Origin of the sequence: Streptomyces sp. NPDC004065 (assembly GCF_044903565.1) — a bacterium.
GTDB lineage: Bacteria > Actinomycetota > Actinomycetes > Streptomycetales > Streptomycetaceae > Streptomyces.
On the sequence record NZ_JBJDQT010000002.1, the window covers coordinates 54,866 to 75,521 of the forward strand.

Genomic DNA, 20,656 nt, shown 5'->3' on the forward strand with positions numbered 1-20,656 from the left:
GGATACGTGTCCGCCGCCGGGTCGGTTCACGGGCCGCCGTCCGCGCAGGCCACGGTCAGTGCACGGCGTCGAGGAAGCGGCGCAGGGAGGACTTCACGGCGGCGACGAAGGCGTCCCGGCGGTCGTCGTCGAGGGCGTCCAGGGAGAGGTACGGGTTGAGGTCCTCCAGCTCCACCAGCAGCAGCTCGCCGCCGGGGGCACGGCAGGCGTCGACCCGCTGGATGCCGTGGCCGAGCGTGTTCCAGTCGATGAAGCGCCGGGCGAACTCCAGGTCCGCGCGGGAGGGTGCGTACGGCCGCAGCTCCCAGCGCCGCTCGGGGTCGGGGGCGTGCAGGGCGTACTGGAAGTCGTGGTCGACGAAGTAGAAGGACACCTCGTAGGCGAAGTCGATGTGCGGCTGGACCAGGACGGTGCCGTCGGCGAGCCCGGGCAGCCGCTCGGCGGGGACGACGCGCAGTCCGATGGAGTCGGCGCCGAGCTTCGGCTTGACCACGTAGCGTGCGGCCCGGGGCAGGCGGTGCAGGTCCTCGGGCCGGTCGACGGTGGGGATGACGGGGAGGCCGGCGGCGGTCAGGTCGAGGAGGTACTGCTTGCCGGCCATGTCGGCGCGGCCGGTGAGGGGGTTGTAGACGCGGGTGCCGCGCGCGAGCGCCCGGGCCCTGAAGTCGTCGTAGGCCTCCCGGTACTCCAGCACCGGGCCGCTGTTGCGGACGACGACCGCGTCGAAGGCGTCCATCAGCGCGGCGGCGTCGCGCGGGTGGCACAGGGCCAGGTCGAAGTCCTCGCGCAGGCGGGCGGTGAGCCGGATGTCCTCGTCGCAGTAGCGCCGGCCGCGTGCCGGGTACGCCAGGTCGGTGACGTAGAGGATGCGGGGACGTGCGGGCGGCATACGGGGCTCCTGGGTGCGAGGGCGGCGGAGAAAGGTTACTTCGGGAACCCCGGGGGTCCGATGTGCGCACTCAGTTCCCTCCTGAAGTGCACTGAGTGCCATCCTGTCCCGTCCGGATGCTACGTTCCCGTCCATGAGCTCCAGCAGCGCGGCACCCCGTCGCGGCGAGAAGGACCGGGCAGCGCAGGGCGCGCGGACGGCGCACGGCACGAGGGCGGCGCCGGAGACACCTGTCGCGGCCGGGAAGCCGCCCATGAGGGACGCCCTGGTGGCGGCCGCCTTCCGGCTGTTCCTGGAGCGGGGCTACGAACAGACCACCGTCGACGACATCGTGGCGCTCGCCGGGGTCGGACGCAGGTCGTTCTTCCGCTACTTCCCCTCCAAGGAGGACGTGGTCTTCCCCGACCACGAGCGGTGCCTGGCCGACATGACGGCCTTCCTCGCCGCGCCCGACGGAGGCGCCGATCCGGTGCGCCGGGCCTGTGACGCCGCCCGGATGGTGCTGCTCATGTACGCGGAGAACCCGGCGTTCTCGGTCCAGCGCTACCGGCTCACCAAGCAGGTCCCCGGACTGCGGGCCTACGAGCTGTCGGTGGTGTGGCGCTACGAGCGGGCCCTGGCCCAGTACCTGCGCGGCCGGTTCGCCGGGCGGCCCGACGGGACCCTGAGGGCCGACGTCATCGCCGCCGCCGTGGTCGCCGCGCACAACAACGCCCTGCGCTCCTGGCTGCGTTCGGACGGCGAGGGCGATCCGCGCGCGGCCGTCGACCACGCGCTCGGCCAGGTGCGGGCCGCCTTCGGCGAGGCCCCGGCGAAGCCCGCCCCGCGCCGGCCGGCGGGCCCGGAGGAGGACGTGGTGGTGGTCGTGGCGCGCCGCGGGACACCGCTGTGGCAGGTGGTGCGGGAGGTCGAGACGGCGCTCGGAACGGAACGGCCCCCCGGAAATTGAGGGTACGCAGTGCCTTTACGTCTGACACTCAGTGCCATACTCTCTGGTCGTGCACGGTGGCACGGCAAGCCGCGCACAGGCGTGCGCGGATGGCCCCGCGCACGTGCGATTTCCGGCCGAGCGCAGGGAGTTGACCAGCGTGTACCACCACTCAGGAAACGCCGCTCAATCGGCAGCAGGCTCCGCGACCGGTCTGCTCGAGCCCGAGGCCCGCGACCCGGAGGCGCTGTACTACCAGCGCTGCGCCTGGTGCGGCACGGCCATGTACCACCGGGTGCTGTGTCCGGTCTGCCGGGGCAGCGAGCTGCGGACCGAGCGCAGCGAGGGCACCGGCACGGTCCGCCACTCCACGGTGGTGCACCGCAACACGCCCGCCGCGCGGAATGTCTCGCTGGTGGAGCTGAGCGAGGGGTTCATCGTGCGCGGCCGGGTCATGGGACCGCCCATCGGCATCCACAGCGGCGACCGGGTACGCCTGTCGACGGCCAAGGACCCGGTGCGGGGCGAGCCGGTCTTCCAGCTGCTCGACGAGCCGTACCGGGCCTGGACCTGAGGTCCGTGCCCTCGCCGGAGCCCAGGCCGGCGCGCCCGCGCGAGCCGGCTGCGGGACGCCCTCCCGGACGCCCGTCCGGACGCCCGTCCGGGCCCTCTCCGAGCTGCCCGCCCTTCCCGCCCTTCCCGCACTTCCCGGCGGACTCCAGGTCGTCCTCCCCTTCCTCCGGTCTCCCCCGGCCCCTGCGCCCCTCCCCCGGCGCGGTTCCCGCGGCGGGGGCCAGGGCGCACAGGGTGAGGACCGCGCAGAGGGCGTAGACGCAGCCGGGCCAGGCGAGCGGGGCGGGGTACCCGCCGGGGTCTGCCGGCGCCAGGCGGTCCTCCGCGCGGATCAGCAGCGGCACCAGGCGCGCACCGGCCGCCAGGGCCCAGGCGGCGAGCGCGGCCCGGCCCAGCACGCGGCCCAGCAGGCGGCGCGGCAGGGGGCCGTGGGCCAGCCGGATCATGGCGGGCAGGCACCAGACCCAGTGGTGGCTCCAGGAGACGGGGCACACCAGCAGCCCGAGCAACTGGGCGGCCACGAGGGCTCCGAGCCCGTCGCCGCGCCGGGCGGCGGCGAGCAGGACGCGGGCCGCCGTCACGGTCACCAGCACGCACGCCACCACCCACCAGACCGTGCAGACGGGGTTGTCCGGGCCCAGCAGCCGGGCGAGCGCTCCGCGCAGCGACTGGTTGCGCACCGACCACACGGGGCCGACGCGGCGCGTGTCCGTCACGAGCGCCGTCCAGTAGCGGGCCGACTCATGCGGCGCCAGGCACCACGCCAGGGCCGTGGCCGCGCCCCCGGCCACGGCCGCAAGGCCGGCGGCCCGCCACTGACGGGTGGCCAGCAGATACAACCCGCCGACGGCCGGGGTGAGTTTCACCGCGGCGGCCAGACCCACGGCCGCGCCGCGGACCGCCGGCGCGCGCGGCACGGTCAGACCCGCCAGGACCAGTGCGCCCAGCAGCAGGTTCACCTGGCCCTGGTCGAGGGTGTGCCGCACCGGTTCCAGCCACAGTCCGGCGGCCGTCCAGAGCAGGGCCGGCGCCCGGACCCCGCCGGCGGGCCGGGGCCGCAGCAGCCGGACCGCGCACATGGCGACGACCAGCAGGGCGCCCACCGACAGCACCTGCCAGAGCACGACCGCCACGGCCCAGGGAAGGCGGGACAGCGGCAGGAACACCAGGGCGGCGAAGGGCGGGTAGGTGAACGGCAGCAGGGGGATCGGCGGGCCGGTGTGCAGGGCGTAGTCGTACAGGCCGCCGCTGAGCAGGCGCGGCGCGGCCTCGTGGTAGACGCGCAGATCCAGCGGGCCGGTGGGGTGGGTGAGGACGGCCAGGGTGTGCAGCGCCACCGAGACGGCCAGGCACCGCCCGGCGCGGGCGCCGAGCCACCGCCCGACGGCCCTGCCCCGGGCCCGCGTCCGCTTCACCGCACCAGCCCCGTCACCGCCCCGTGGACGCCCGCCGCACCCACGGCGCGCAGGGGCCGGGACCCCGTACGACGGCCACGGCGCGCGCGGCGCGTACGGCAGGAAGAGCGCGCACGGCGCATACGGCCCGTACGGCGGCACTCGTAACCGGCGCAGCGTGCATGTGCACGGCGCGTACGACGGCACCGGTCCCGCCCGCGGCGCGCGAAGGCGGCCGGGCGGCCCGGGCGGCGTCCCGAACGCCCGCCGGCGGCACGGCCGCGGGCGGTCGGGGGCCCGTCCGGTGGATCACGCGGCAGACCGTAGCCGCGCCGCGCGGCGCCGCCCCGCCGCCACACGGCGGATCCCGGGCCCCTGCACCGCGGTTCACCCGATTGGCCTGATCGCGCCCCCGCCGCGAACCGGCGCCGCCCCGCAGGCAACCCCCGGCCCGCGCGCCCCATCCTCCGGAACGCCCAAGGCCCCCCGGACCGAGGGGGATCGTGCTGCGAGGAGGGGACCTTTGATCCGAGCCCTGAGCAGGGGGGCCGCCGCGCTGGTGGTGCCGGCCCTGGTGGCGGCGGCGCCCGCGGTGGCGCAGCCCGCGCATCCGCCCGCCCAGCGGGCGTCGGCGACCGCGCCCGACGGTGAGGGCGGGCTCCCGCCCGGATGGAGCGTCGCCGGTGAGGGCTCCGGCCGTCAGCTGGTGTGGCGTTCGGACACGACGGTGCCCATGGGGGACGCGCGGGTGGAGTTCTACGCGGGGGACCGGCTGCTCGGCAGACCGCGGCCCGCGCAGGACGGGCACACCTTCCGGCTGGCCCTCGGCCGGGCGCGCCCCGGCGATCTGCGCGGCCTGACGGTGCGCGCCGCCGGGCGGAGGCTGGACGCGCCCCGGACACCGGCGGAGCCGCCCGGCCGGGACTCGATGGCGGCGGCCCGGCCGCCCGCGCCGCTCCCGCCGAACAAGGTCGACCCGGGCAGGCCGGGTCCGTACCGCACCGTCACCGGCGAGTACGCCCTCGACTCCGTGCGGCTGCCCGGGTTCCGGGCGCCCGTCGAGATGCGCGCCGTGGTGGTCGCCCCGCGGGGCGCCACCGGCCGCCGGCCGCTCGCGCTGTTTCTGCACGGCCGCCACGCCACCTGCTACAAGCCGCACACCGACGACGTGACCGGCGACTGGCCCTGCCCCGCCGGCACCCGGCCGATTCCGAGCCACCGCGGCTACCTGCAGGACCAGAAGCTGCTGGCCTCGCAGGGCTATGTCACCGTGTCCGTCGCGGCCGACGGCGTCAACGGCCAGGACTTCGCCGCCGAGGACGGCGGCGCGCAGGCCCGTTCGTCGCTGGTGCGGCTGCACCTCGCCCGCTGGGCCGGCTGGGCCGCCCGCCCGGCCTCGGCCCCCGCTGCCGTACGGCGGGCGCCGAAGGCGGACCTGTCCCGCGTGCTGCTGGTGGGGCACTCGCGCGGCGGCGAGGGCGTCAACCGCGCCGCCATGGACAGCCTCGCCCCGCCGCCCTCCCGCCAGGACGGGTACCACGGGCGGGTGCGCTGGCACATCAGCGGCACGGTGCTGATCGGTCCGACGGTCTTCGGCCAGAACCCGGTCGCCGACGTGCCGTCCGCGACCATCCTGCCGGGCTGCGACGGCGACGTCTCCGACCTCCAGGGCGAGGTGTACGTCGACGGCACGCGCGGGGTCGGCCGCGGCGCCGCGCTGCACAGCGCGGTGTACGTCGTCGGCGCCAACCACAACTTCTTCAACACCGAGTGGACCCCGGGCAAGGCACAGGCGCCCGCCGACGACGACTTCCACGACGAGCCCGGACACCGCGACCCGGTGTGCTCGCCGGGCAGCGCGACCCGGCTCACCGCGGACCGGCAGCACCGGGCCGGCTCCACCTACATCGCCGCCGCGGCCCGGCTGTTCGTCGCCGGGGACGACCGGGTGCGGCCGCTGCTCGACGGCTCCGGGTTCCGGGCACGGTCGGCGGACCCGGCCCGGGTGCTCACCCACGCGGTCGGCGCCGGGCGCCGGGGCGGCTTCCTGCCGGACGGGCCGGTCACGGTGAGCGGCGGCCGGCTGTGCGCGGCGGTGGACCCACGCCCGTCCGCGGCCTGTCTCGGCTCCGGCGCGAAGGGCGTCTCCCCGCACTTCGCGCAGTGGGAGACCGACCGGGAGACCGGCCGCCGCGCGGTGGCGCTGCGCTGGTCCGCGGCCGGCCACCCGGTGCGGATACGACCCGGGGCGCCCGTCGCCCTGAACGGCGCCAAGGATCTCGCCCTGCGCGTGTTCGTGCCGCCGAACAGCACCGGCACCACGCTCGAGGTGTCCCTCACCGACTCCGCCGGACACCGGGCCACGCTCGGCCGGGTCCGCGCCGACGGACTGCCGGGCAGTGACCGCACCGCCTCCTACTGGGCGCGCGAGCTGCGGGTGCCGCTCGGCGCCGCCGCGCGCGCCGGGGTCGAGCTGGGACGCGTCACGGCCCTGGAACTGACGCCGCGCAGCCGCACCGGCAGCGCCTGGCTGATGGACGCCTGGGGGTGGCGCCCCGGCACGCCGGCCGTGCGGGCCGCCGCGCCGGCCCGGGTCGACGCCGGCCGGCTCACCGTCAAGGAGGGCGACTCCGGCGAGCGCACCTACCGGGTGCCGGTCCGGGTCTCCGGGCACGGCAGCGGGCAGGTGCGGCTGTACGTCGTGGACCCGCACTCCGGGAAGGCCACGGACCGGCTGGTGACGGTGCGTCCGGGCGGCCGCGGCATCGACGTACCGGTACGGGTGCGGGGCAACACCCGCTTCGGCCCGGACCTGCGGTACGACATCCTGCTCAAGGCGGTGCGCGGCTCGGTGATCGGCTCCTACCGGGGCGGGGTGACCGTCGAGAACGACGACGCGCCGCCCACGGTCGCCGTCACGCCGGTCGCCGGCCGGGTCACCGAGGGCAGCGCGCTGAAGTGGAAGGTGACGCTGTCCCAGGCCGCCGACACCGACATCCCGGCGGTGTTCGCGGTACGGCCCTTCACCGGCGGCCCGGAGCTGTCCACCAAGGACGTCGAGGCGCGCTGGGTGAAGGACAACACCGGCGAGTCGCCCGATCCGGAGCGTCCGCTGTCCCGGCTGGAGTACCTCTACCTGGTGGCGACCGTGCCCGCCGGCCGGCTGACCGCGGAGGTGAGCGTGCCCACGGTCCGGGACAAGGTGAAGGAGCCGGCCGAGTCGGTCCGCTTCGCGCTCGTCGACGACGAGGGGGAGCCGCGCGCGGGCGGTCCGGAGCTGAACGGCACGGTGCTCGACGCCTCCTAGACGCGGGCCGGGCGGAGCGGTGGCCCTCACGCGCGGACCGGCGCGTGGGGGCCACCGCCGCGTCAGCGGCCGCCCCGGATCGTGCAAGGCGCGGCCCCGGACCGTGCAGGGCGCCCTCGGCGCGCGGGCGCGGGTCAGCGCCTGGGGGTCACCCGGATCCCGACGGTTCCGCGCTCGCCGCGGCGCAGCCGGCTGCCCAGCAGGGTGAGGCGGCCGAGCAGGCCGTACTTGCGCGCGATCAGAGCCCGGTAGCGGGCGGTGGTGGCCGGGTCGCAGATCTCGGCGGTGGCCTCGACCTGCTCGCCGGTCGGATGACCGCGCACGTCGCAGGGGCCGACGAGGACGTCGCCGCGGTTGCGGATCCGCTTCACCTTCCAGGAGTCGGCGGCCGTCCACACGCCGAGGGCGTCGCCGTCCCGCACCACCCAGACCGGGGTGGCGACCGGGCTGCCGTTCTTGCGGTAGCTGGTGATCAGCACGTACTTGCCGGTCGCCAGACGCTCCACCAGGCTGTCGTCCATGCGCGGCAGTCTAGGCCGCCGCGTGCCCGAGGGAGCCCGTGAAGCGACGGGTGAACTCCCCTGCCCCCGACCGGTGTCACCCGCCCGCGGGGCCGCCGGCCCGGCTCGCGGACGGTGGCGCGGCCCGGATCAGCCGACGGCCGCCGCCATCCTCCGTACCGCCTCGGCGATCACGTCCGGCGAGGTCCCGATGTTCAGGCGCACGCGGCCGGCGCCGCCCGTACCGAAGGGCAGGCCGGAGCTGAGCGCGACCCGGCCGCGCTCCAGGAAGACCTGGGCCGGGTCGTCGCCGAGACCGAGGGCGCGGCAGTCCAGCCAGGCGAGGCAGGTGGCCTGGCCGGGGCGGTGGGCGACCGCGGGCAGGTGCCGGTCCAGCAGGCCCGCCAGCAGCCGCCGGTTGTCGTCGAGGCCGGCCAGCAGCGCGTCCAGCCAGGCGGTCCCGTGCCGCAGCGCCGCGGTGTGGGCGATGACCCCGAGGTGGCTCGCGCCGTGCCCCACCTCCTCGGGCATCCGGGCGAGGTCGGCGGCCGCCGCGGGGCCCGCGACGGCGAGGGCGGCCTTGAGGCCGGGCAGGTTCCACCCCTTGCTGGCCGACATCAGGGACAGCCCCCGCTCGCCGCCCGGCACGCTGAGGTAGGGGACGAAGCCGGTGCCGGCGGGCACGAGCGGGGCGTGGATCTCGTCGGCCACCACCCGCACCCCGTACCGGTCGGCCAGTCGGGCCACGGCGGTGAGCTCCTGACGGGTGTGCACCGCGCCCGTCGGGTTCTGCGGACTGCACAGCAGGCAGGCGGCGCGGCCGCGGCCACGGGTCACCCGCCGGAAGGCGTCCTCCAGCGCACCGGGGTCGAGGCGCCCGTCCGCGCCGAGCGGCGCCTCCACCACCCGCCGGTCCATGTGCGAGACGAACTGGAAGAACGGCGGGTACACCGGTGGGCTGACCACCACCGGGTCGCCCGGTCCGGTCACCAGCTTCAGCAGCTCGACGGCGCCCAGCATGACGTCCGGCACGAGGAACGTGCGCTCCACCGCGAGGCCGTCCCACTGCCAGCGCTCGTGGGCGAAGGCGGCCAGCGCCTCGGCGTAGGCGGTGCCCGCCGGGTAGCCGGTGTCGCCGAGCGCCATGGCGTCGCCGACCGCGCGGACCACCGGCTCGGCCACGGGCACGTCCATCTCGGCCACCCACAGCGGCAGTACGTCGTCGGGGTGGGCGCGCCACTTCAGGCTGGTACGGCGCCTCAGGTCGCCGAGGCCGAGGACGCGCAGCGGATTCGGTACGCCGGACCTGCCGTTCGGGCTGCTCCTCATGCGCCCACGATAGGGCGGGCGGGGCCCGGTCCCGAACGGCGCGATCCAGCCACGGCGGACGGCGGACGCCGTGCGCTGAACACGGCCGGGTCCCCCCACGTATGGAGGAGGGGCACTCAAGTACCGGAGGGCCCAGCGGTGTTGAGACCGTGTGTTCGGGGTTCGGGAGCCATGCATGAGGCACGTACGACGACGGGTCGTCCGGCGAGTGACACGGCTGGCGGCCGTCGCGGGACTGCTCCTCGGAGGAGGAATGGTCGCGCAGGCGGCCATGGCCGGCGAGACCGCCGGTGTCCCCGCCGCCCCGCGCAGCGCGACGCTCTCGGCGGGGGGCACCGGGGCCGGCCTGGTCGAGCGGCTCGGCACCGCCCGTACGGCGGGCAGCTGGATCGGCGCGGACGGGCGCCCGGTGGTGGCCGTGACGGACCAGGACGCGGCGGCCGAGGTGCGGCGGGCCGGGGCCGAGGCGAAGGTCGTGCGGCACAGCATGAACGAGCTGAAGTCCGCCGCCGCCACCCTGCGCGCGGCGCCGCGGGTGCCCGGGACGGCCTGGGTGATGGACTACCGCACCAACCGGGTGACCGTGCAGGCCGACAGCACCGTCTCGGCCGCCGACTGGTCCCGGATGACGAAGGTCGCCGACGGCATCGGCAGTTTTGTGCGGATGCAGCGCGTCGCCGGCCGGTTCACCACCCGGCTCAACGGGGCGCAGCCCATCCTGTCCACCGGCGGGCGCTGCTCCGCGGGGTTCAACGTGACCAACGGGAAGAGCGACTTCATCCTCACCGCCGGGCACTGCGGGCCGACGGGTTCCATCTGGTTCGCGGACAACCAGGGCAACCAGCAGCTGGGCGAGACGGTCAACGGCTCGTTCCCTGGCAGCGACTTCTCGCTGGTGCAGTACGCCGCGGGCCGTGCCGGGCAGGGCGCCGACGTGGTGGCCATCGGCGGCGGCAACGGCGTACGGATCACCGGGGCGGGCGACGCGGCCGTCGGGCAGCGGGTGTTCCGCAGCGGCAGCACCAGCGGCCTGCGCGACGGCGAGGTGACCGGGCTGGACGCCACCGTCAACTATCCCGAGGGCACCGTCACCGGCCTGATCCAGACCACGGTGTGCGCCGAGCCCGGGGACAGCGGCGGCCCGCTGTTCTCCGAGGGCATCGCGCTCGGGGTGACCTCCGGCGGCGACGGGGACTGCCGTACCGGCGGGACGACCTTCTTCCAGCCGGTGACCCGGGCGCTGAAGGCGCTGGGCGTGCAGCTGATCGTGTCGCCGCCGCAGCAGGGCGCGGGGGCGGCGGGCCAGGGTGCCGCGCCTTCGGGGGCGCCGTCCGCCTCGGCCACCCACAGCGCCATCGCGCCCGGCGCCGTCTCGCCCGGGTCGTCCGCACCCGTGACGGGCGGCACGGACGGGGCCACGCTGCTGGCCCGGCTGTCCGATCCGCGCAACGTCGGCCCCGGCCTGCTGGTGATCGCCGGCAGTCTGATCGCGCTGGTCGCCACCCGGTGGTTCCGGGCCGAGCAGGACCGCAAGGCGTACCAGCGGTACTACTCGGCGACCTGGGGGTGAGCGGGGGCGCCCGCTCCGGTGCGGGGTGGCGCTCCTGCCCTGGTGTGCGGTGGCGCCCCGACGGGCGGTGGCGCCCCTGTGTGCGATGGCGCCCCGACGGGCGGTGAGCCCGTGGGGCGCCGTGCTCGTGCGAGCAGGGCACCCATGCGCTCACGGGTGCCCTGGAAGGTCGGTGCCATGGCCGGCGGTGGCCGGAGAGGAGGAGCGGCTCAGGCCGCCCGGACCGGGTGCGGAGCGGCCGTGGCCCACTCCATCACGAGGCGTTGGTACTCCTCGCGCTGCTCGGTGGTCAGTGTCCCGCCCGACCGGCGCCACAGGGCCCGGATCTCCTCGTTGACCTCCGCGGCCGATCGCTCGGAAACGGGTTCAACACTGGTGGACATGTCGTGAAGCATATGCCGGTGGACGTGAAGGCGCTGTGAATAAGTAGGAGCGATACGGACATTCCGGACCGTGTCGCTCATCACGTACGCCGACGGTCCCCGGGGACCTGTCCCGGGGACCGTCGGCGTAGGGCGGTACGGCGTGTGCGGCCTGCGGCGCGGGGAGTGCTCAGGTGCCCGGCTTGCGGCCGTACACGTACACGTCGTCGCCCTTCTTCAGCAGCGACCAGTACTTCTTGGCGTCCGTCCTGGTCATGTTGACGCAGCCGTGCGAGCCCGGCGGGTTCCACATGCTGACGCCGACCGAGTGGAAGGCCTGGCCGCCGTCGAAGAACTGGCTGTAGGGCATCGGCACGTGGTAGATCGTCGAGTAGTGGTCGATGTGGCGCCAGTAGATCTTCTTCAGTCCCGTGCGGGTCTCGTACCCGTTACGGCCGGTGCGCACCGGCACGGGCCCGTACACCAGCTTGCGGCCGTCCTGGATCCAGCTGAGCTGGAGCGTGAGGTTGACGCAGGCTATCCGGCCCTTGTTGACCGGGCACTTGCCGTCCTTGTTGGGGTTCTTGCCCACGGCCCGCTGCTTGTTCATGAGGTCCATCACGCCCCAGGTGACGGGACCGGCGTAGCCGATGGTGGGGGTGATGCCGTGCTTCTTCTGGAACGCCTGGGTGGCCTTGCAGTCGGCGGCCGACTGCTTCCCGTCCACGGGGCGGCCGAGGAACTTCTCGACCTTCTTCTGGTACGGCCCGGCCTTCGTGGTGCAGCTCGCGGCCTGCGCCGGCGCGGCGCCGAGTGCGAGTGTGAGCGGTGCCACGAGTCCGGTGACGCCCAGTACGACGGCCCCTCGTCTGCCCGTGTGCCTCATGACGGTTCCCCCCTGTCGCGGTACTTCTGTCGCGGTATTCCGCGCTTCCCGACAGTGAGACACGCGCCGCACCGGGGCGGTTGTAAAGCCGGGCATGCCGATACGAAACGGTGACAGTGACCGCCCGTGGACCGCCCGTCGGGCTCAGGCCAGTTGCATCGGATTGGCTCCGGTCTCCGGGGGTGTCCGCCGCCTACGCTGCGGGACATGGACCGTACGCTCGCCGGTGACCTGGCCCGGCTGCCCCGACTCCTGCAGTCCGTCCGCGACGTCGCCGCGGCGGAGCTGGACGCGCTGGACCAGCGCCCGGTGGCGTCGCTCGGCGAGGCGCCGGCGCCCGCCGCGCTTCCGGTCGAGGGCGCGGGCGGGGACGGGGCGCTGGCACGGTTCGCCGAACGGTGGGCGCCCGGTTTCTCCGGCTCGGCGGGGCCCCGTTACCTCGGCTTCGTCACCGGGGGCGCGACTCCCGCCGCCCTGGCCGGGGACTGGCTGACGAGCGCCTGCGACCAGAACGTGTCCGGGGCGGCCGGCTCCTGGGCGGCGGCCCTGGAAGGGGAGACCGTGGGCTGGCTGCGGCAACTGTTCGGGCTGGGCGAGGAGCACGGCGGCGCCTTCGTCACCGGGGCCACCGCGTCGAACACCGTGGGCCTCGCCGTCGCCCGCGAGTGGCTGGGCGAGCGCCGCGGAGTCGACGTCTCCCGTGCGGGCGCCGCGGCGCTCGGCGACGTCGCGGTGCTGTCGGGCAGCCCGCACTCCAGTATCGCCAAGGCGCTGTCGGTCCTCGGCATCGGCCGGGACCGGCTGCGGCCGGTGCCACTGCTGCCGGGCAACCGGGAGGCCGTCGACGTCGACGCGCTGGACGCCGCCCTCGGCGCCCTCGGCGGGCGGCCGGCGATCGTGGTGGCCAACGCGGGCACCGTGAACACCGTCGACTTCGACGATCTGCGGGCGATCGCGGCCCTGAAGGAGCGTCACGAGTTCTGGCTGCACGTGGACGCCGCGTTCGGCGGCTTCGCCGCCCTCTCCCCCGGCCTCGCGCACCTGGTGGACGGCCTGGACGCGGCCGACTCGGTCTGCGTGGACCTGCACAAGTGGCTCAACGTGCCCTACGACGCGGCCGTGCAGTTCACCCGGCGCCGGGATCTGCAGACCGCCGTGTTCCACAATGCGTCGCCGTATCTGGGACTGCCCTCGGGGGAGCCCGACTTCCTCCACCTGACCCCGGAGAACTCCCGCCGGCTGCGCGCCCTGCCGGCCTGGTTCTCGCTGGTGGCGTACGGCAGTTCGGGGCACCGGGAGATCGTGGAGCGCAATGTGGCGCTGGCCCGCTCGCTGGGCGAGTCGATCGCGGATGTCCCGGGGCTGCGGCTGCTGGCTCCGGTACGGCTCAACGTCGTCTGCTTCACCCTCGCCGGCCGGCCCACCCGGGAGCGGGTCGACGCGCTGGTCGAGGCGGTGTCGGCCTCGGGACAGGCGTTCCTGACGCCGACCGTGTACGCCGGGGTGCCGGCGCTGCGGGCGGCGTTCAGCAACTGGCGTACCACCGAGGCGGATGTCGAGCGCGTACTGGCCGCCCTGACCGCGGGCATGGACCGGCTTCCACGGCCCGCCTGAGGAGAACGACGACCTCTGACCGACGCCGCCGGTCAGAGGTCACCGCCGTCACTCTCCGCCGGTAAGTCCCTGCTCAAGGATGGTGCTGGGGTCCACGGGCTGGTCCGGCTGGTCCGGCTGGTCGGGCTGGTCCGGCTGGTCGGGCTGATCCGGGGCATCCGGCTGATCCGGCTGGTCGGGGGCGTCCGGCTGATCGGGCTGATCCGGCTGATCCGGGGCATCCGGCTGATCCGGCTGGTCGGGGGCGTCCGGCTGATCGGGCTGATCGGGCTGGTCCGGCTGATCGGGCTGATCGGGCTGGTCCGGCTGGTCCGGCTGGTCCGGCTGATCGGGCTGGCCCGGCTGGTCCGGCTGATCGGGCTGGTCCGGCTGGTCCGGCTGATCGGGCTGATCGGGCTGGTCCGGCTGGTCCGGCTGATCGGGCTGGTCCGGCTGGTCCGGCTGGTCCGGCTGATCGGGCTGGTCCGGCTGATCGGGCTGGTCCGGCTGGTCCGGCTGGTCCGGCTGGTCCGGCTGGTCCGGAGAGTCCGCCGGCGGGTCGTCCGGAGCATCCACCGGTGGGTCCACCGGGTTCTCCACCGGGGGCTCCGCCGGAATTTCCTCCGGGTCCGCCGGCGCCGGATCTTCGACCGAGGCGGCGGTCACCGCGCTCGCCGGTGCCGCCGCCGCGGTGGTGGCGGGGAGGACGACGCCTGCTGTGGCCGCCGCGGCCGCCGCGATCGCCGCGACGCTCACACGAACGGAGTTCTTGCGGATCTTGCGAGCCATGAGATTCTCCCATCGGTGGTGGAGGGGCGCCCTTGTGGCGCCCTCGGCCTCGGTTCCAGTAGGCCCGAGCCACCCCTGCGGGGTCATGAACCGGGATTACGGGGCTTGACACCGCGAGGGACGACCAGAGGGAGATTCAGAGCTTGAACACCCCGCGCCAGGTCCAGCCGGCGCCGAGAACCGCGTTCTGCAGGGGGCCCGTCATCTCTCGCGTATCGAAGCGGAACGCCTCGACCCTGCGCCGTGTGCCGTCGGGACCCCGCTCGGTCTCCCACTGCCGGTACACCGCGGGCGCGTGGCCACGTCCGTACTGAGCACGGGCGTTGTCGGACGGACGGTTCTCCCACCGCTCGTGGAGAAAGCGAACCTCCTGCTCGTCCGGGATCAGTCGCATCCTCGTCCTGAGACGCACGCTCACCCTCCGAACCGCGCACTCCGCCACCAGGTCGGCCCTTTCGGCAGGGGTGGCGTCGCGCACGCGGTACGGCACATCCGGTCCGTTGAGCGCGAGCAGCGCGGCTCGGACCTCCCTGTGCGGCAGCGGTCCGACACCCTCATCGGGATACTTGGTGCCGGTCAGCTTGTCCCGAATACGGCCCGTCGCCATGCCCCAGTTCCGCTTGCTCCCAGCGTGGACCTGCCAGCTCAGTGATCGGGTTGCTGCCGGGCGGTCGGCGTTTCAGTCGTCCGTCGCCGCCCGGTCCTCCGCGACGGCTGTCAGGAAGCCGGTGTTGACCGCGGTGAGGCCGCCGTCGACGGTCAGTGTCGTACCGGTGATCCAGGCCGCGTCACGGGAGGCGAGGAAGGCGACGGCGGCCGCGATGTCGTCGGGTTCGCCGACCCGGCCCAGCGGATACAGCGCGCGCACCCGGTCCAGTTCGGCGTCGCGGCCCTCCCAGGCCGAGGTGCGGACGGTGCCCGGCATCACCAGGTTGACGCGGACCCCGCGGGCGGCGGCGTGTCCGGCGAGTGTGCGGGTGAGGGAGGCCAGGCCCGCCTTCGCGGCGCTGTAGGCGTGGTTGCCGAAGTCCTGGACGCCGTTGACCGAGCCGATGCAGACGACGGCGCCGCGGCCGGAGGCCGCCAGGTGCGGCAGGGCGGCGCGGCAGCAGCGGTAGGCGCCGGTGAGAGTGACGTCGAGGTCGCGCGCCCAGACGTCGTCGGGGCCGTCCTCGAACAGCGGGGTGTCGGGGCTGCAGTGGGCCGCGCAGTTGACCAGGACGTCGAGCGACCCGAACGTCCCCACGGCGTACGCCACCGCCGCCTCCACCGAGGCGCGGTCGGCCACGTCCAGGGGGTGCGCGGCGGCAGTGAGGCCCGCCTGGCGCAGGGCGGCCGCGGTCCTCTCCGCCTCGGCGCGGTCGATGTCGGTGACGAGCACCCGCGCGCCCTCCCGCGCCAGCCTGCGCGCGGTGGCCGCGCCGATGCCGCGGGCCGCGCCGGTGACGAGCGCCGCGTGTCCCTCGAAGCGTCCGGTGTCGGTCATGGACGGAATCTACTGCCGCGACGATCAGCCGGGCAGGTGGCGTGCACGGCAAGTCCGTGGTCCCGCGGCCACCGGGCCGGCCGTGCCCACCGGCCCGACCAGGCCGGGCGGAGCCGGGCGGGCCGGGCCGGCCTGCGCGGTGGCCGTCCGCCGCGGCGGGGCGGCGGCCCGCGTCCGCGGCCGTCGGCGCCGCGGGGCCGCCGCACCGCCGGGGCGCACACCGGCGTGCGGCAGCCGTTCCGGGCGCGCCGTTCACGGTCAGTGGCCGCGGGCGAGCCACTCCTCCAGGTGGGGTGCCTCGGCTCCGATGGTGGTGGAGTCGCCGTGGCCGGTGAGGACCTTGGTCTCGGGCGGCAGGGTGAGGAGGCGGTCCCGGATCGAGGCGATGATCGTCGGGAAGTGGGAGTAGGAGCGGCCGGTGGCGCCCGGGCCGCCCTGGAAGAGGGTGTCGCCGGTGAAGACGGTGGCGAGCCCCGGGTCGTACAGACAGACCGCGCCGGGCGCGTGGCCGGGGGTGTGGATGACGGTCAGGTCGGCGCCGGCCGCCTCGATGACCTGGCCGTCCGCCAGGTGTTCGTCGGGGTCCCGGTCGGGGTGGGTCATCTTCCACAGCGCCAGGTCGTCGGGGTGCAGCCAGATCGTCGCGCCGGTGAGGTCGGCGAGGGCGGGGGCGGCGTTCACATGGTCGTTGTGGGCGTGCGTGCACACGATGGCGGTGAGCCGGCGCCCGCCCACCGCGGCGGCGATGGCCTCGGCGTCGTGGGCGGCGTCGATGACGACCGCCTCGCGGTCGTCGCCGACGATCCACACGTTGTTCTCCACGTCCCAGGTGCCCCCGTCGAGGGTGAACTGCCCGGAGGTGACGATCCGTTCGATGCGGGCGGCCATCACAGCACCACCACCGAGCGCAGGACGTCGCCGCGGTGCATCCGCTCGAACGCCTTCTCCACCTCGTCGAGTTGAATGGTCTCGCTGACGAACTTGTCCAGCGGGAGCCGTCCTTGCAGGTGCAGGTCGATGAGCGTCGGGAAGTCGCGCGAGGGCAGGCAGTCGCCGTACCAGCTGGACTTCAGCGCGCCGCCGCGCCCGAAGACGTCCAGCAGCGGCAGTTCCAGCTTCATCTCCGGCGTCGGCACGCCCACCAGGACCACCGTGCCGGCCAGGTCGCGGGCGTAGAACGCCTGCCGGTAGGTCTCGGGGCGGCCCACGGCCTCGATGACGACGTCGGCGCCGAAGCCGCCGGTCAGTTCGCGGACGGCCTCGACCGGGTCCGTCTGCGCCGAGTTGACGGTGTGCGTGGCGCCCATGGTGCGGGCGGTCTCGAGCTTGCGGTCGTCGATGTCCACCGCGATGATCTTCACCGCGCCGGCCAGGTAGGACCCGGCGATCGCCGCGTCGCCCACGCCGCCGCAGCCGATGACGGCGACGGAGTCGCCGCGGCCGACGTTGCCCGTGTTGATCGCCGCGCCGATGCCGGCCATCACCCCGCAGCCCAGCAGGCCGGCCACGGCCGGGGAGACGCCCGGGTCGACCTTGGTGCACTGCCCGGCCGCCACCAGCGTCTTCTCGGCGAAGGCGCCGATGCCGAGGGCCGGGGAGAGTTCGGTGCCGTCGGTGAGCGTCATCCGCTGCCGGGCGTTGTGGGTGTCGAAGCAGTACCAGGGCCGCCCGCGCAGGCAGGCCCGGCACTTTCCGCACACGGCACGCCAGTTGAGGACGACGAAGTCGCCGGGCTCGACGTCCGTGACGCCCTCGCCGACCGACTCCACCACGCCGGCGGCCTCGTGCCCGAGCAGGAAGGGGAACTCGTCGTTGATGCCGCCCTGTTTGTAGTGCAGGTCGGTGTGGCAGACACCGCAGGCCTGGACCCGTACGACGGCCTCCCCGGGGCCGGGGTCCGGCACGACGACGGTCTCGACCCGCACGGGCTCGTTCTTCCCGGGTGCGATCACGCCGCGTACTTCCTGCGCCATGGTGGTGTCCCTTTCGGTCGGCCGTTGTCCGTCCTGCCGACACTACGCCGTGACCGATCGGTAGCGCCGGGGAGCGTGGCGCGCGTCGCGGCCGGAGGGGCCTGGTTAGGGGGGGCGTGGCGGGGCGGGCGGTGACCGGCGGGGCGGCCCTGGGGGCGTCGGGGCGGCCGGCGCGCGGTGGAGCGGCTCCGGCGCGGCGGGGCGGGGCGCGCGGCCGCAGCGCCGCGGGGCGGACGCGCTGCGCTTGCCGGGGCCGCCGGGCCGGGGGACGCTCGAAGGTGAGGCCCGTCGCGGCCCCTCCTCCTCGGGCCGCGGCCCTCGGAGGAGGTCACCATGGCAACCACCACAGGTCCCGCTTTCGACACCGACACCCTGCGCCGCGGCATCGAGGAACGCACCGCGTCCACGCTGCTGTCGCTGTACTCCGACGACGCGCGGATACGCATCGTGGACCGCGACGCCCAGCCCAGCCACCCGAAGGTCCTGCACGGCCGGGACGAGATCGGCTCCATGCTGGAGGACGTCTGCGGCCGCGACATGACGCACCGGCTCGAGCAGTGCGTCGTCCAGGGCGACCACGCCGCGTTCGTCGAGTCCTGCGAGTACGCCGACGGCGTCAAGGTGCTGGCCGAGTCCATGATCACGCTGCGTGACGGGAAGATCGCCGACCAGATCCTGATCCAGGCATGGGACGAATAGGCAGGAAGGCCGCGCGCATCCAGGTCAGCTCCCGGCTGACCTGGAGCTTCTCGGCCCGGGCGGGGCTGGGTCGGTCCCGCTCCGCCCGGTTCGGCAGGCCCCGGGCCGTCTCGGCGGCCAACCGTCTGGCGTCCGCCGCGCTCGTACGGTCCCTGCTCCGCGCGGCGCGACGCCGCTCCCTGCCCCCGGCCCGGCGCACCCTGCCCGGACGGCGCGCCCGCCGCCACTGAAACCCCGGGCCGGCCGCGGGCTCAGCTCTCCCCCGCCGCCGGTGGCCGGCCCGGTGGCCGCAGGATCGCCAGCAACTGGCGGACCAGTTCGTCGACGACCTCCTCCAGGGTCGCCTCGACCCAGCCGGCGCTCCAGTCGTGGAGCAGCCCGTTGACGCTGCCGATGAACGCCGTGGCCGCGAGACGGTAGTCGCGCGGCGCCGCCTCGCCGCGCGCCACGGCCCGGTCCGCCTCGGCGCGGATCAGGCCGACCCAGCGGGCCCGGCGGGCGAGCCGCTGCTCCTCCAGGCGGGGACTGACCCCGATGATCTCCACGAAGGCGATCCTGATGCGGCGCGGGTCGCCGGTGACGTCGCGGGCGTAGGCGCGGAAGAGCACGGCGACCCGCTGGTCCAGCGGCAGGCCCTCCGCCTCCGCGAGCGCGTCGAGCACCGCCTGCTCGGCCCAGCCGTTGACCTCCAGGTGCAGCGCGGCGAGGACGTCCTCCAGGGTGCGGAACTCCTCGTAGAACTGGCGCGTGGACAGGCCCGCCGCCCGGCTGAGCGCGGCGACCGTCGTGCCGCGGTACCCCGGGCTGTCGCCGAACAGCTGGAGGGCGGCGTCCAGGAAGCGGCGGCGGCGCTCGGCCTGCCGCTCCTCGGCGGACCTGCCGCCGTAGCGGCCCGTCGGCGCCCTGAGCCTGCCCGTCACGCTTCCCCCTCCGTCGTTCCACCGGCCACCGCCAATCTTGTCGTGCACACATCTTGTCGGACGGGCGGCCCCCTCCTTACTTTTCAGTAAGTTCACTGTGAAAGTGCCCGTGTTCAGATTTCCCGAGGAAAGAGAGCAGTCATGCCTGCCTCCAGATCCAGGCACCTTTGCTCCGTGGCCGCCGCCCTCGCCCTGACCGTCGCCGCCCCGGCGACGGCCGCCTCCGCCTCCACCGCGACCGCCCCGGCCACAGCGACCGCGCCGTCCGGCACGACCGCCGCGTCCGGCACGACCGCCGCGTCCGGCGCCGCGGGACTGCGCGAGGTGCTGTTCGTGGGCAACAACTGGGACGGCACCGCCGACGTCATCGAGTCCTCCGGCGGCTTCGCCGGGATCGGCCGGATCGACGTCGTCCCCGACAAGGCCCAGCGGATGGCGGAGATCAACTCCGACCCGATCAGGTGGATCTACTTCCAGGCGATCCGCAACAGCGTCGGCGAGGGGCACGACCAGTTCGCCGACGACATGTACTCCACGCCGGACGGGAAGTCGGTGGTGGTCTCCCGCCCCAGCTTCGCCGACGTGGTCTCGATCGACCTCGCCACCGGAAAGGTCAACTGGCGCTTCCCGGTGTCCGGCTACCGCGCGGACCACATGGCCGTCTCCCCGGACGGCACCCGGGTGGCGGTCTCCGCGTCGACCGCGAACACCGTGCACGTGCTGGACATCGCCACCGGCAGGCAGCTCGGGTCGTTCGCGACCGGCGACAAGCCGCACGAGAACGTGTTCACCAAGGACGGCAAGTACATCTGGAACATGTCCATCGGCGACGTCAACACCGCCCTGGACAGCCCCGGCTGGGACTGGACGAAGGGGGACCGGCACATCACGGTCGTGGACGCCACGACGTACAGGCAGGTCAAGGTCATCGACATGCGGCAGCGGCTGGACGCGTTCGGTCTGAAGGACTTCTCCGACGCGGTGCGGCCCGCCGTCTTCTCCCCGGACGAGTCCAAGCTCTACTTCCAGGTGTCGTTCTTCAACGGCTTCCTGGAGTACGACGTGGCCACCGACCGGATCACCCGGATGAAGACGCTGCCGAAGAACCCGGCGACCAGCGAGGACCGCACCACCTGGGTCAACGACTCCCGCCACCACGGCATGTCCGTGAACCCCCGGGGCACGAAGCTGTGCGTGGCGGGGACCATGGACGACTACGCCACCGTGGTCGACCGGGCCACCCTCCAGGAGGGCCCGCAGATCGCCGCCGCCAAGCCGTACTGGGCCACGGTCAGCGGTGACGGCAAGGACTGCGTCGTCTCCGAGAGCGGCGCCGACCAGGTCACCGCGATCGACTTCGCCACCGGCCGCAAGGTGGTGTCGGTCCCGGTCGGCGACCACCCCCAGCGCGTCCGGCTCGGCCACGTCACCGCCGACTGGACCTCCCCGGCCGGCTGA

19 protein-coding genes and 1 pseudogene are annotated in these 20,656 nt (G+C 74.6%); 8 read left to right on the top strand and 12 right to left on the bottom strand.

Translation table 11 applies throughout. The features are described from left to right. Window positions 1-55 precede the first annotated feature (55 nt). Window positions 56-889, bottom strand: a complete 834-nt coding sequence (locus tag ACI2LW_RS04150) for a hypothetical protein (protein ID WP_404729576.1) — start codon at window positions 887-889, stop codon at window positions 56-58. A gap of 133 nt (window positions 890-1,022) precedes the next feature. Here ACI2LW_RS04150 and ACI2LW_RS04155 point away from each other — a divergent pair, with 133 nt between their 5' ends. Then, complete coding sequence (locus ACI2LW_RS04155) at window positions 1,023-1,838, top strand: TetR family transcriptional regulator (RefSeq protein WP_404729577.1); 816 nt, start codon at window positions 1,023-1,025, stop codon at window positions 1,836-1,838. Window positions 1,839-1,977: 139 nt separating this feature from the next. After that, a complete protein-coding gene (locus tag ACI2LW_RS04160) occupies window positions 1,978-2,391 on the top strand; it encodes a Zn-ribbon domain-containing OB-fold protein (RefSeq protein WP_404729578.1) in 414 nt (137 codons plus the stop codon). A gap of 496 nt (window positions 2,392-2,887) precedes the next feature. On the opposite strand, the pseudogene ACI2LW_RS04165 reads toward ACI2LW_RS04160, so the two are convergent. Continuing rightward, window positions 2,888-3,991: pseudogene (locus tag ACI2LW_RS04165) on the bottom strand (glycosyltransferase 87 family protein); the annotation flags it as partial. A gap of 316 nt (window positions 3,992-4,307) precedes the next feature. Between ACI2LW_RS04165 and ACI2LW_RS04170 the strand changes: the two are divergent. After that, entirely contained in the window at window positions 4,308-7,091 is a 2,784-nt protein-coding gene (locus tag ACI2LW_RS04170; protein WP_404729579.1) for a hypothetical protein, read from the top strand. A gap of 134 nt (window positions 7,092-7,225) precedes the next feature. Here ACI2LW_RS04170 and ACI2LW_RS04175 read toward each other — a convergent pair whose 3' ends face one another. Continuing rightward, a complete protein-coding gene (locus tag ACI2LW_RS04175) occupies window positions 7,226-7,612 on the bottom strand; it encodes a PPOX class F420-dependent oxidoreductase (protein WP_404729580.1) in 387 nt (128 codons plus the stop codon). Window positions 7,613-7,741: 129 nt separating this feature from the next. Further along, the gene (locus tag ACI2LW_RS04180; protein ID WP_404729581.1) at window positions 7,742-8,920 is read right to left on the bottom strand and encodes a MalY/PatB family protein; all 1,179 of its coding nucleotides are present in this window, start codon (window positions 8,918-8,920) and stop codon (window positions 7,742-7,744) included. Window positions 8,921-9,095: 175 nt separating this feature from the next. On the opposite strand from ACI2LW_RS04180, the gene ACI2LW_RS04185 reads away from it, so the two are divergent. Then, a complete protein-coding gene (locus ACI2LW_RS04185) occupies window positions 9,096-10,490 on the top strand; it encodes a S1 family peptidase (RefSeq protein ID WP_404729582.1) in 1,395 nt (464 codons plus the stop codon). A gap of 209 nt (window positions 10,491-10,699) precedes the next feature. Here ACI2LW_RS04185 and ACI2LW_RS04190 read toward each other — a convergent pair whose 3' ends face one another. Both ACI2LW_RS04190 and ACI2LW_RS04195 read right to left on the bottom strand, forming a co-directional pair. Beyond that, the gene (locus ACI2LW_RS04190; RefSeq protein WP_404729583.1) at window positions 10,700-10,885 is read right to left on the bottom strand and encodes a hypothetical protein; all 186 of its coding nucleotides are present in this window, start codon (window positions 10,883-10,885) and stop codon (window positions 10,700-10,702) included. Window positions 10,886-11,042: 157 nt separating this feature from the next. Next, the gene (locus ACI2LW_RS04195; protein ID WP_404729584.1) at window positions 11,043-11,738 is read right to left on the bottom strand and encodes a L,D-transpeptidase family protein; all 696 of its coding nucleotides are present in this window, start codon (window positions 11,736-11,738) and stop codon (window positions 11,043-11,045) included. A gap of 207 nt (window positions 11,739-11,945) precedes the next feature. Between ACI2LW_RS04195 and ACI2LW_RS04200 the strand changes: the two genes are divergently transcribed. Next, window positions 11,946-13,352, top strand: coding sequence for a pyridoxal phosphate-dependent decarboxylase family protein (locus tag ACI2LW_RS04200; protein WP_404729585.1), 1,407 nt, complete (start codon window positions 11,946-11,948; stop codon window positions 13,350-13,352). 48 nt (window positions 13,353-13,400) lie between these two features. Here the strand turns inward: ACI2LW_RS04200 and ACI2LW_RS04205 are convergent, their stop codons facing one another. The 5 genes from ACI2LW_RS04205 to ACI2LW_RS04225 form a co-directional block, all read right to left on the bottom strand. Continuing rightward, a complete protein-coding gene (locus ACI2LW_RS04205; RefSeq protein ID WP_404729586.1) occupies window positions 13,401-14,120 on the bottom strand; it encodes a hypothetical protein in 720 nt (239 codons plus the stop codon). Window positions 14,121-14,256: 136 nt separating this feature from the next. Further along, window positions 14,257-14,727, bottom strand: a complete 471-nt coding sequence (locus ACI2LW_RS04210) for a hypothetical protein (protein WP_404729587.1) — start codon at window positions 14,725-14,727, stop codon at window positions 14,257-14,259. A gap of 72 nt (window positions 14,728-14,799) precedes the next feature. Next, complete coding sequence (locus tag ACI2LW_RS04215; RefSeq protein ID WP_404729588.1) at window positions 14,800-15,606, bottom strand: SDR family NAD(P)-dependent oxidoreductase; 807 nt, start codon at window positions 15,604-15,606, stop codon at window positions 14,800-14,802. A gap of 258 nt (window positions 15,607-15,864) precedes the next feature. After that, window positions 15,865-16,494 carry an MBL fold metallo-hydrolase gene (locus ACI2LW_RS04220; RefSeq protein WP_404729589.1) on the bottom strand — a complete coding sequence of 210 codons (630 nt, stop codon included), beginning with the start codon at window positions 16,492-16,494 and terminating at the stop codon, window positions 15,865-15,867. Continuing rightward, entirely contained in the window at window positions 16,494-17,579 is a 1,086-nt protein-coding gene (locus ACI2LW_RS04225; protein ID WP_404729590.1) for an S-(hydroxymethyl)mycothiol dehydrogenase, read from the bottom strand. The genes ACI2LW_RS04220 and ACI2LW_RS04225 overlap by 1 nt, the downstream gene beginning before the upstream one ends. A gap of 333 nt (window positions 17,580-17,912) precedes the next feature. Here ACI2LW_RS04225 and ACI2LW_RS04230 point away from each other — a divergent pair, with 333 nt between their 5' ends. Both ACI2LW_RS04230 and ACI2LW_RS04235 read left to right on the top strand, forming a co-directional pair. Then, entirely contained in the window at window positions 17,913-18,278 is a 366-nt protein-coding gene (locus ACI2LW_RS04230) for a nuclear transport factor 2 family protein (protein ID WP_404729591.1), read from the top strand. Further along, complete coding sequence (locus ACI2LW_RS04235; RefSeq protein ID WP_404729592.1) at window positions 18,266-18,508, top strand: hypothetical protein; 243 nt, start codon at window positions 18,266-18,268, stop codon at window positions 18,506-18,508. Before ACI2LW_RS04230 ends, ACI2LW_RS04235 begins: the two co-directional genes overlap by 13 nt. A 21-nt stretch (window positions 18,509-18,529) precedes the next feature. Here the strand turns inward: ACI2LW_RS04235 and ACI2LW_RS04240 are convergent, their stop codons facing one another. Further along, window positions 18,530-19,198, bottom strand: coding sequence for a TetR/AcrR family transcriptional regulator (locus ACI2LW_RS04240; RefSeq protein ID WP_404729593.1), 669 nt, complete (start codon window positions 19,196-19,198; stop codon window positions 18,530-18,532). A gap of 141 nt (window positions 19,199-19,339) precedes the next feature. On the opposite strand from ACI2LW_RS04240, the gene ACI2LW_RS04245 reads away from it, so the two are divergent. Then, a complete protein-coding gene (locus ACI2LW_RS04245; protein ID WP_404729594.1) occupies window positions 19,340-20,656 on the top strand; it encodes a YncE family protein in 1,317 nt (438 codons plus the stop codon).

What these genes read in the sequence shown, in the direction of transcription:
- ACI2LW_RS04150 (WP_404729576.1), bottom strand. Translation starts at nt 889, where the DNA reads ATGCCGCCCGCACGTCCCCGCATCCTCTACGTCACCGACCTGGCGTAC.
- ACI2LW_RS04215 (WP_404729588.1), bottom strand. Translation starts at nt 15,606, where the DNA reads ATGACCGACACCGGACGCTTCGAGGGACACGCGGCGCTCGTCACCGGC.
- ACI2LW_RS04225 (WP_404729590.1), bottom strand. Translation starts at nt 17,579, where the DNA reads ATGGCGCAGGAAGTACGCGGCGTGATCGCACCCGGGAAGAACGAGCCC.
- ACI2LW_RS04210 (WP_404729587.1), bottom strand. Translation starts at nt 14,727, where the DNA reads ATGGCGACGGGCCGTATTCGGGACAAGCTGACCGGCACCAAGTATCCC.
- ACI2LW_RS04195 (WP_404729584.1), bottom strand. Translation starts at nt 11,738, where the DNA reads ATGAGGCACACGGGCAGACGAGGGGCCGTCGTACTGGGCGTCACCGGA.
- ACI2LW_RS04220 (WP_404729589.1), bottom strand. Translation starts at nt 16,494, where the DNA reads ATGGCCGCCCGCATCGAACGGATCGTCACCTCCGGGCAGTTCACCCTC.
- ACI2LW_RS04175 (WP_404729580.1), bottom strand. Translation starts at nt 7,612, where the DNA reads ATGGACGACAGCCTGGTGGAGCGTCTGGCGACCGGCAAGTACGTGCTG.
- ACI2LW_RS04200 (WP_404729585.1), top strand. Translation starts at nt 11,946, where the DNA reads ATGGACCGTACGCTCGCCGGTGACCTGGCCCGGCTGCCCCGACTCCTG.
- ACI2LW_RS04245 (WP_404729594.1), top strand. Translation starts at nt 19,340, where the DNA reads ATGCCTGCCTCCAGATCCAGGCACCTTTGCTCCGTGGCCGCCGCCCTC.
- ACI2LW_RS04205 (WP_404729586.1), bottom strand. Translation starts at nt 14,120, where the DNA reads ATGGCTCGCAAGATCCGCAAGAACTCCGTTCGTGTGAGCGTCGCGGCG.
- ACI2LW_RS04155 (WP_404729577.1), top strand. Translation starts at nt 1,023, where the DNA reads ATGAGCTCCAGCAGCGCGGCACCCCGTCGCGGCGAGAAGGACCGGGCA.
- ACI2LW_RS04180 (WP_404729581.1), bottom strand. Translation starts at nt 8,920, where the DNA reads ATGAGGAGCAGCCCGAACGGCAGGTCCGGCGTACCGAATCCGCTGCGC.
- ACI2LW_RS04230 (WP_404729591.1), top strand. Translation starts at nt 17,913, where the DNA reads ATGGCAACCACCACAGGTCCCGCTTTCGACACCGACACCCTGCGCCGC.
- ACI2LW_RS04235 (WP_404729592.1), top strand. Translation starts at nt 18,266, where the DNA reads ATGGGACGAATAGGCAGGAAGGCCGCGCGCATCCAGGTCAGCTCCCGG.
- ACI2LW_RS04185 (WP_404729582.1), top strand. Translation starts at nt 9,096, where the DNA reads ATGAGGCACGTACGACGACGGGTCGTCCGGCGAGTGACACGGCTGGCG.
- ACI2LW_RS04190 (WP_404729583.1), bottom strand. Translation starts at nt 10,885, where the DNA reads ATGCTTCACGACATGTCCACCAGTGTTGAACCCGTTTCCGAGCGATCG.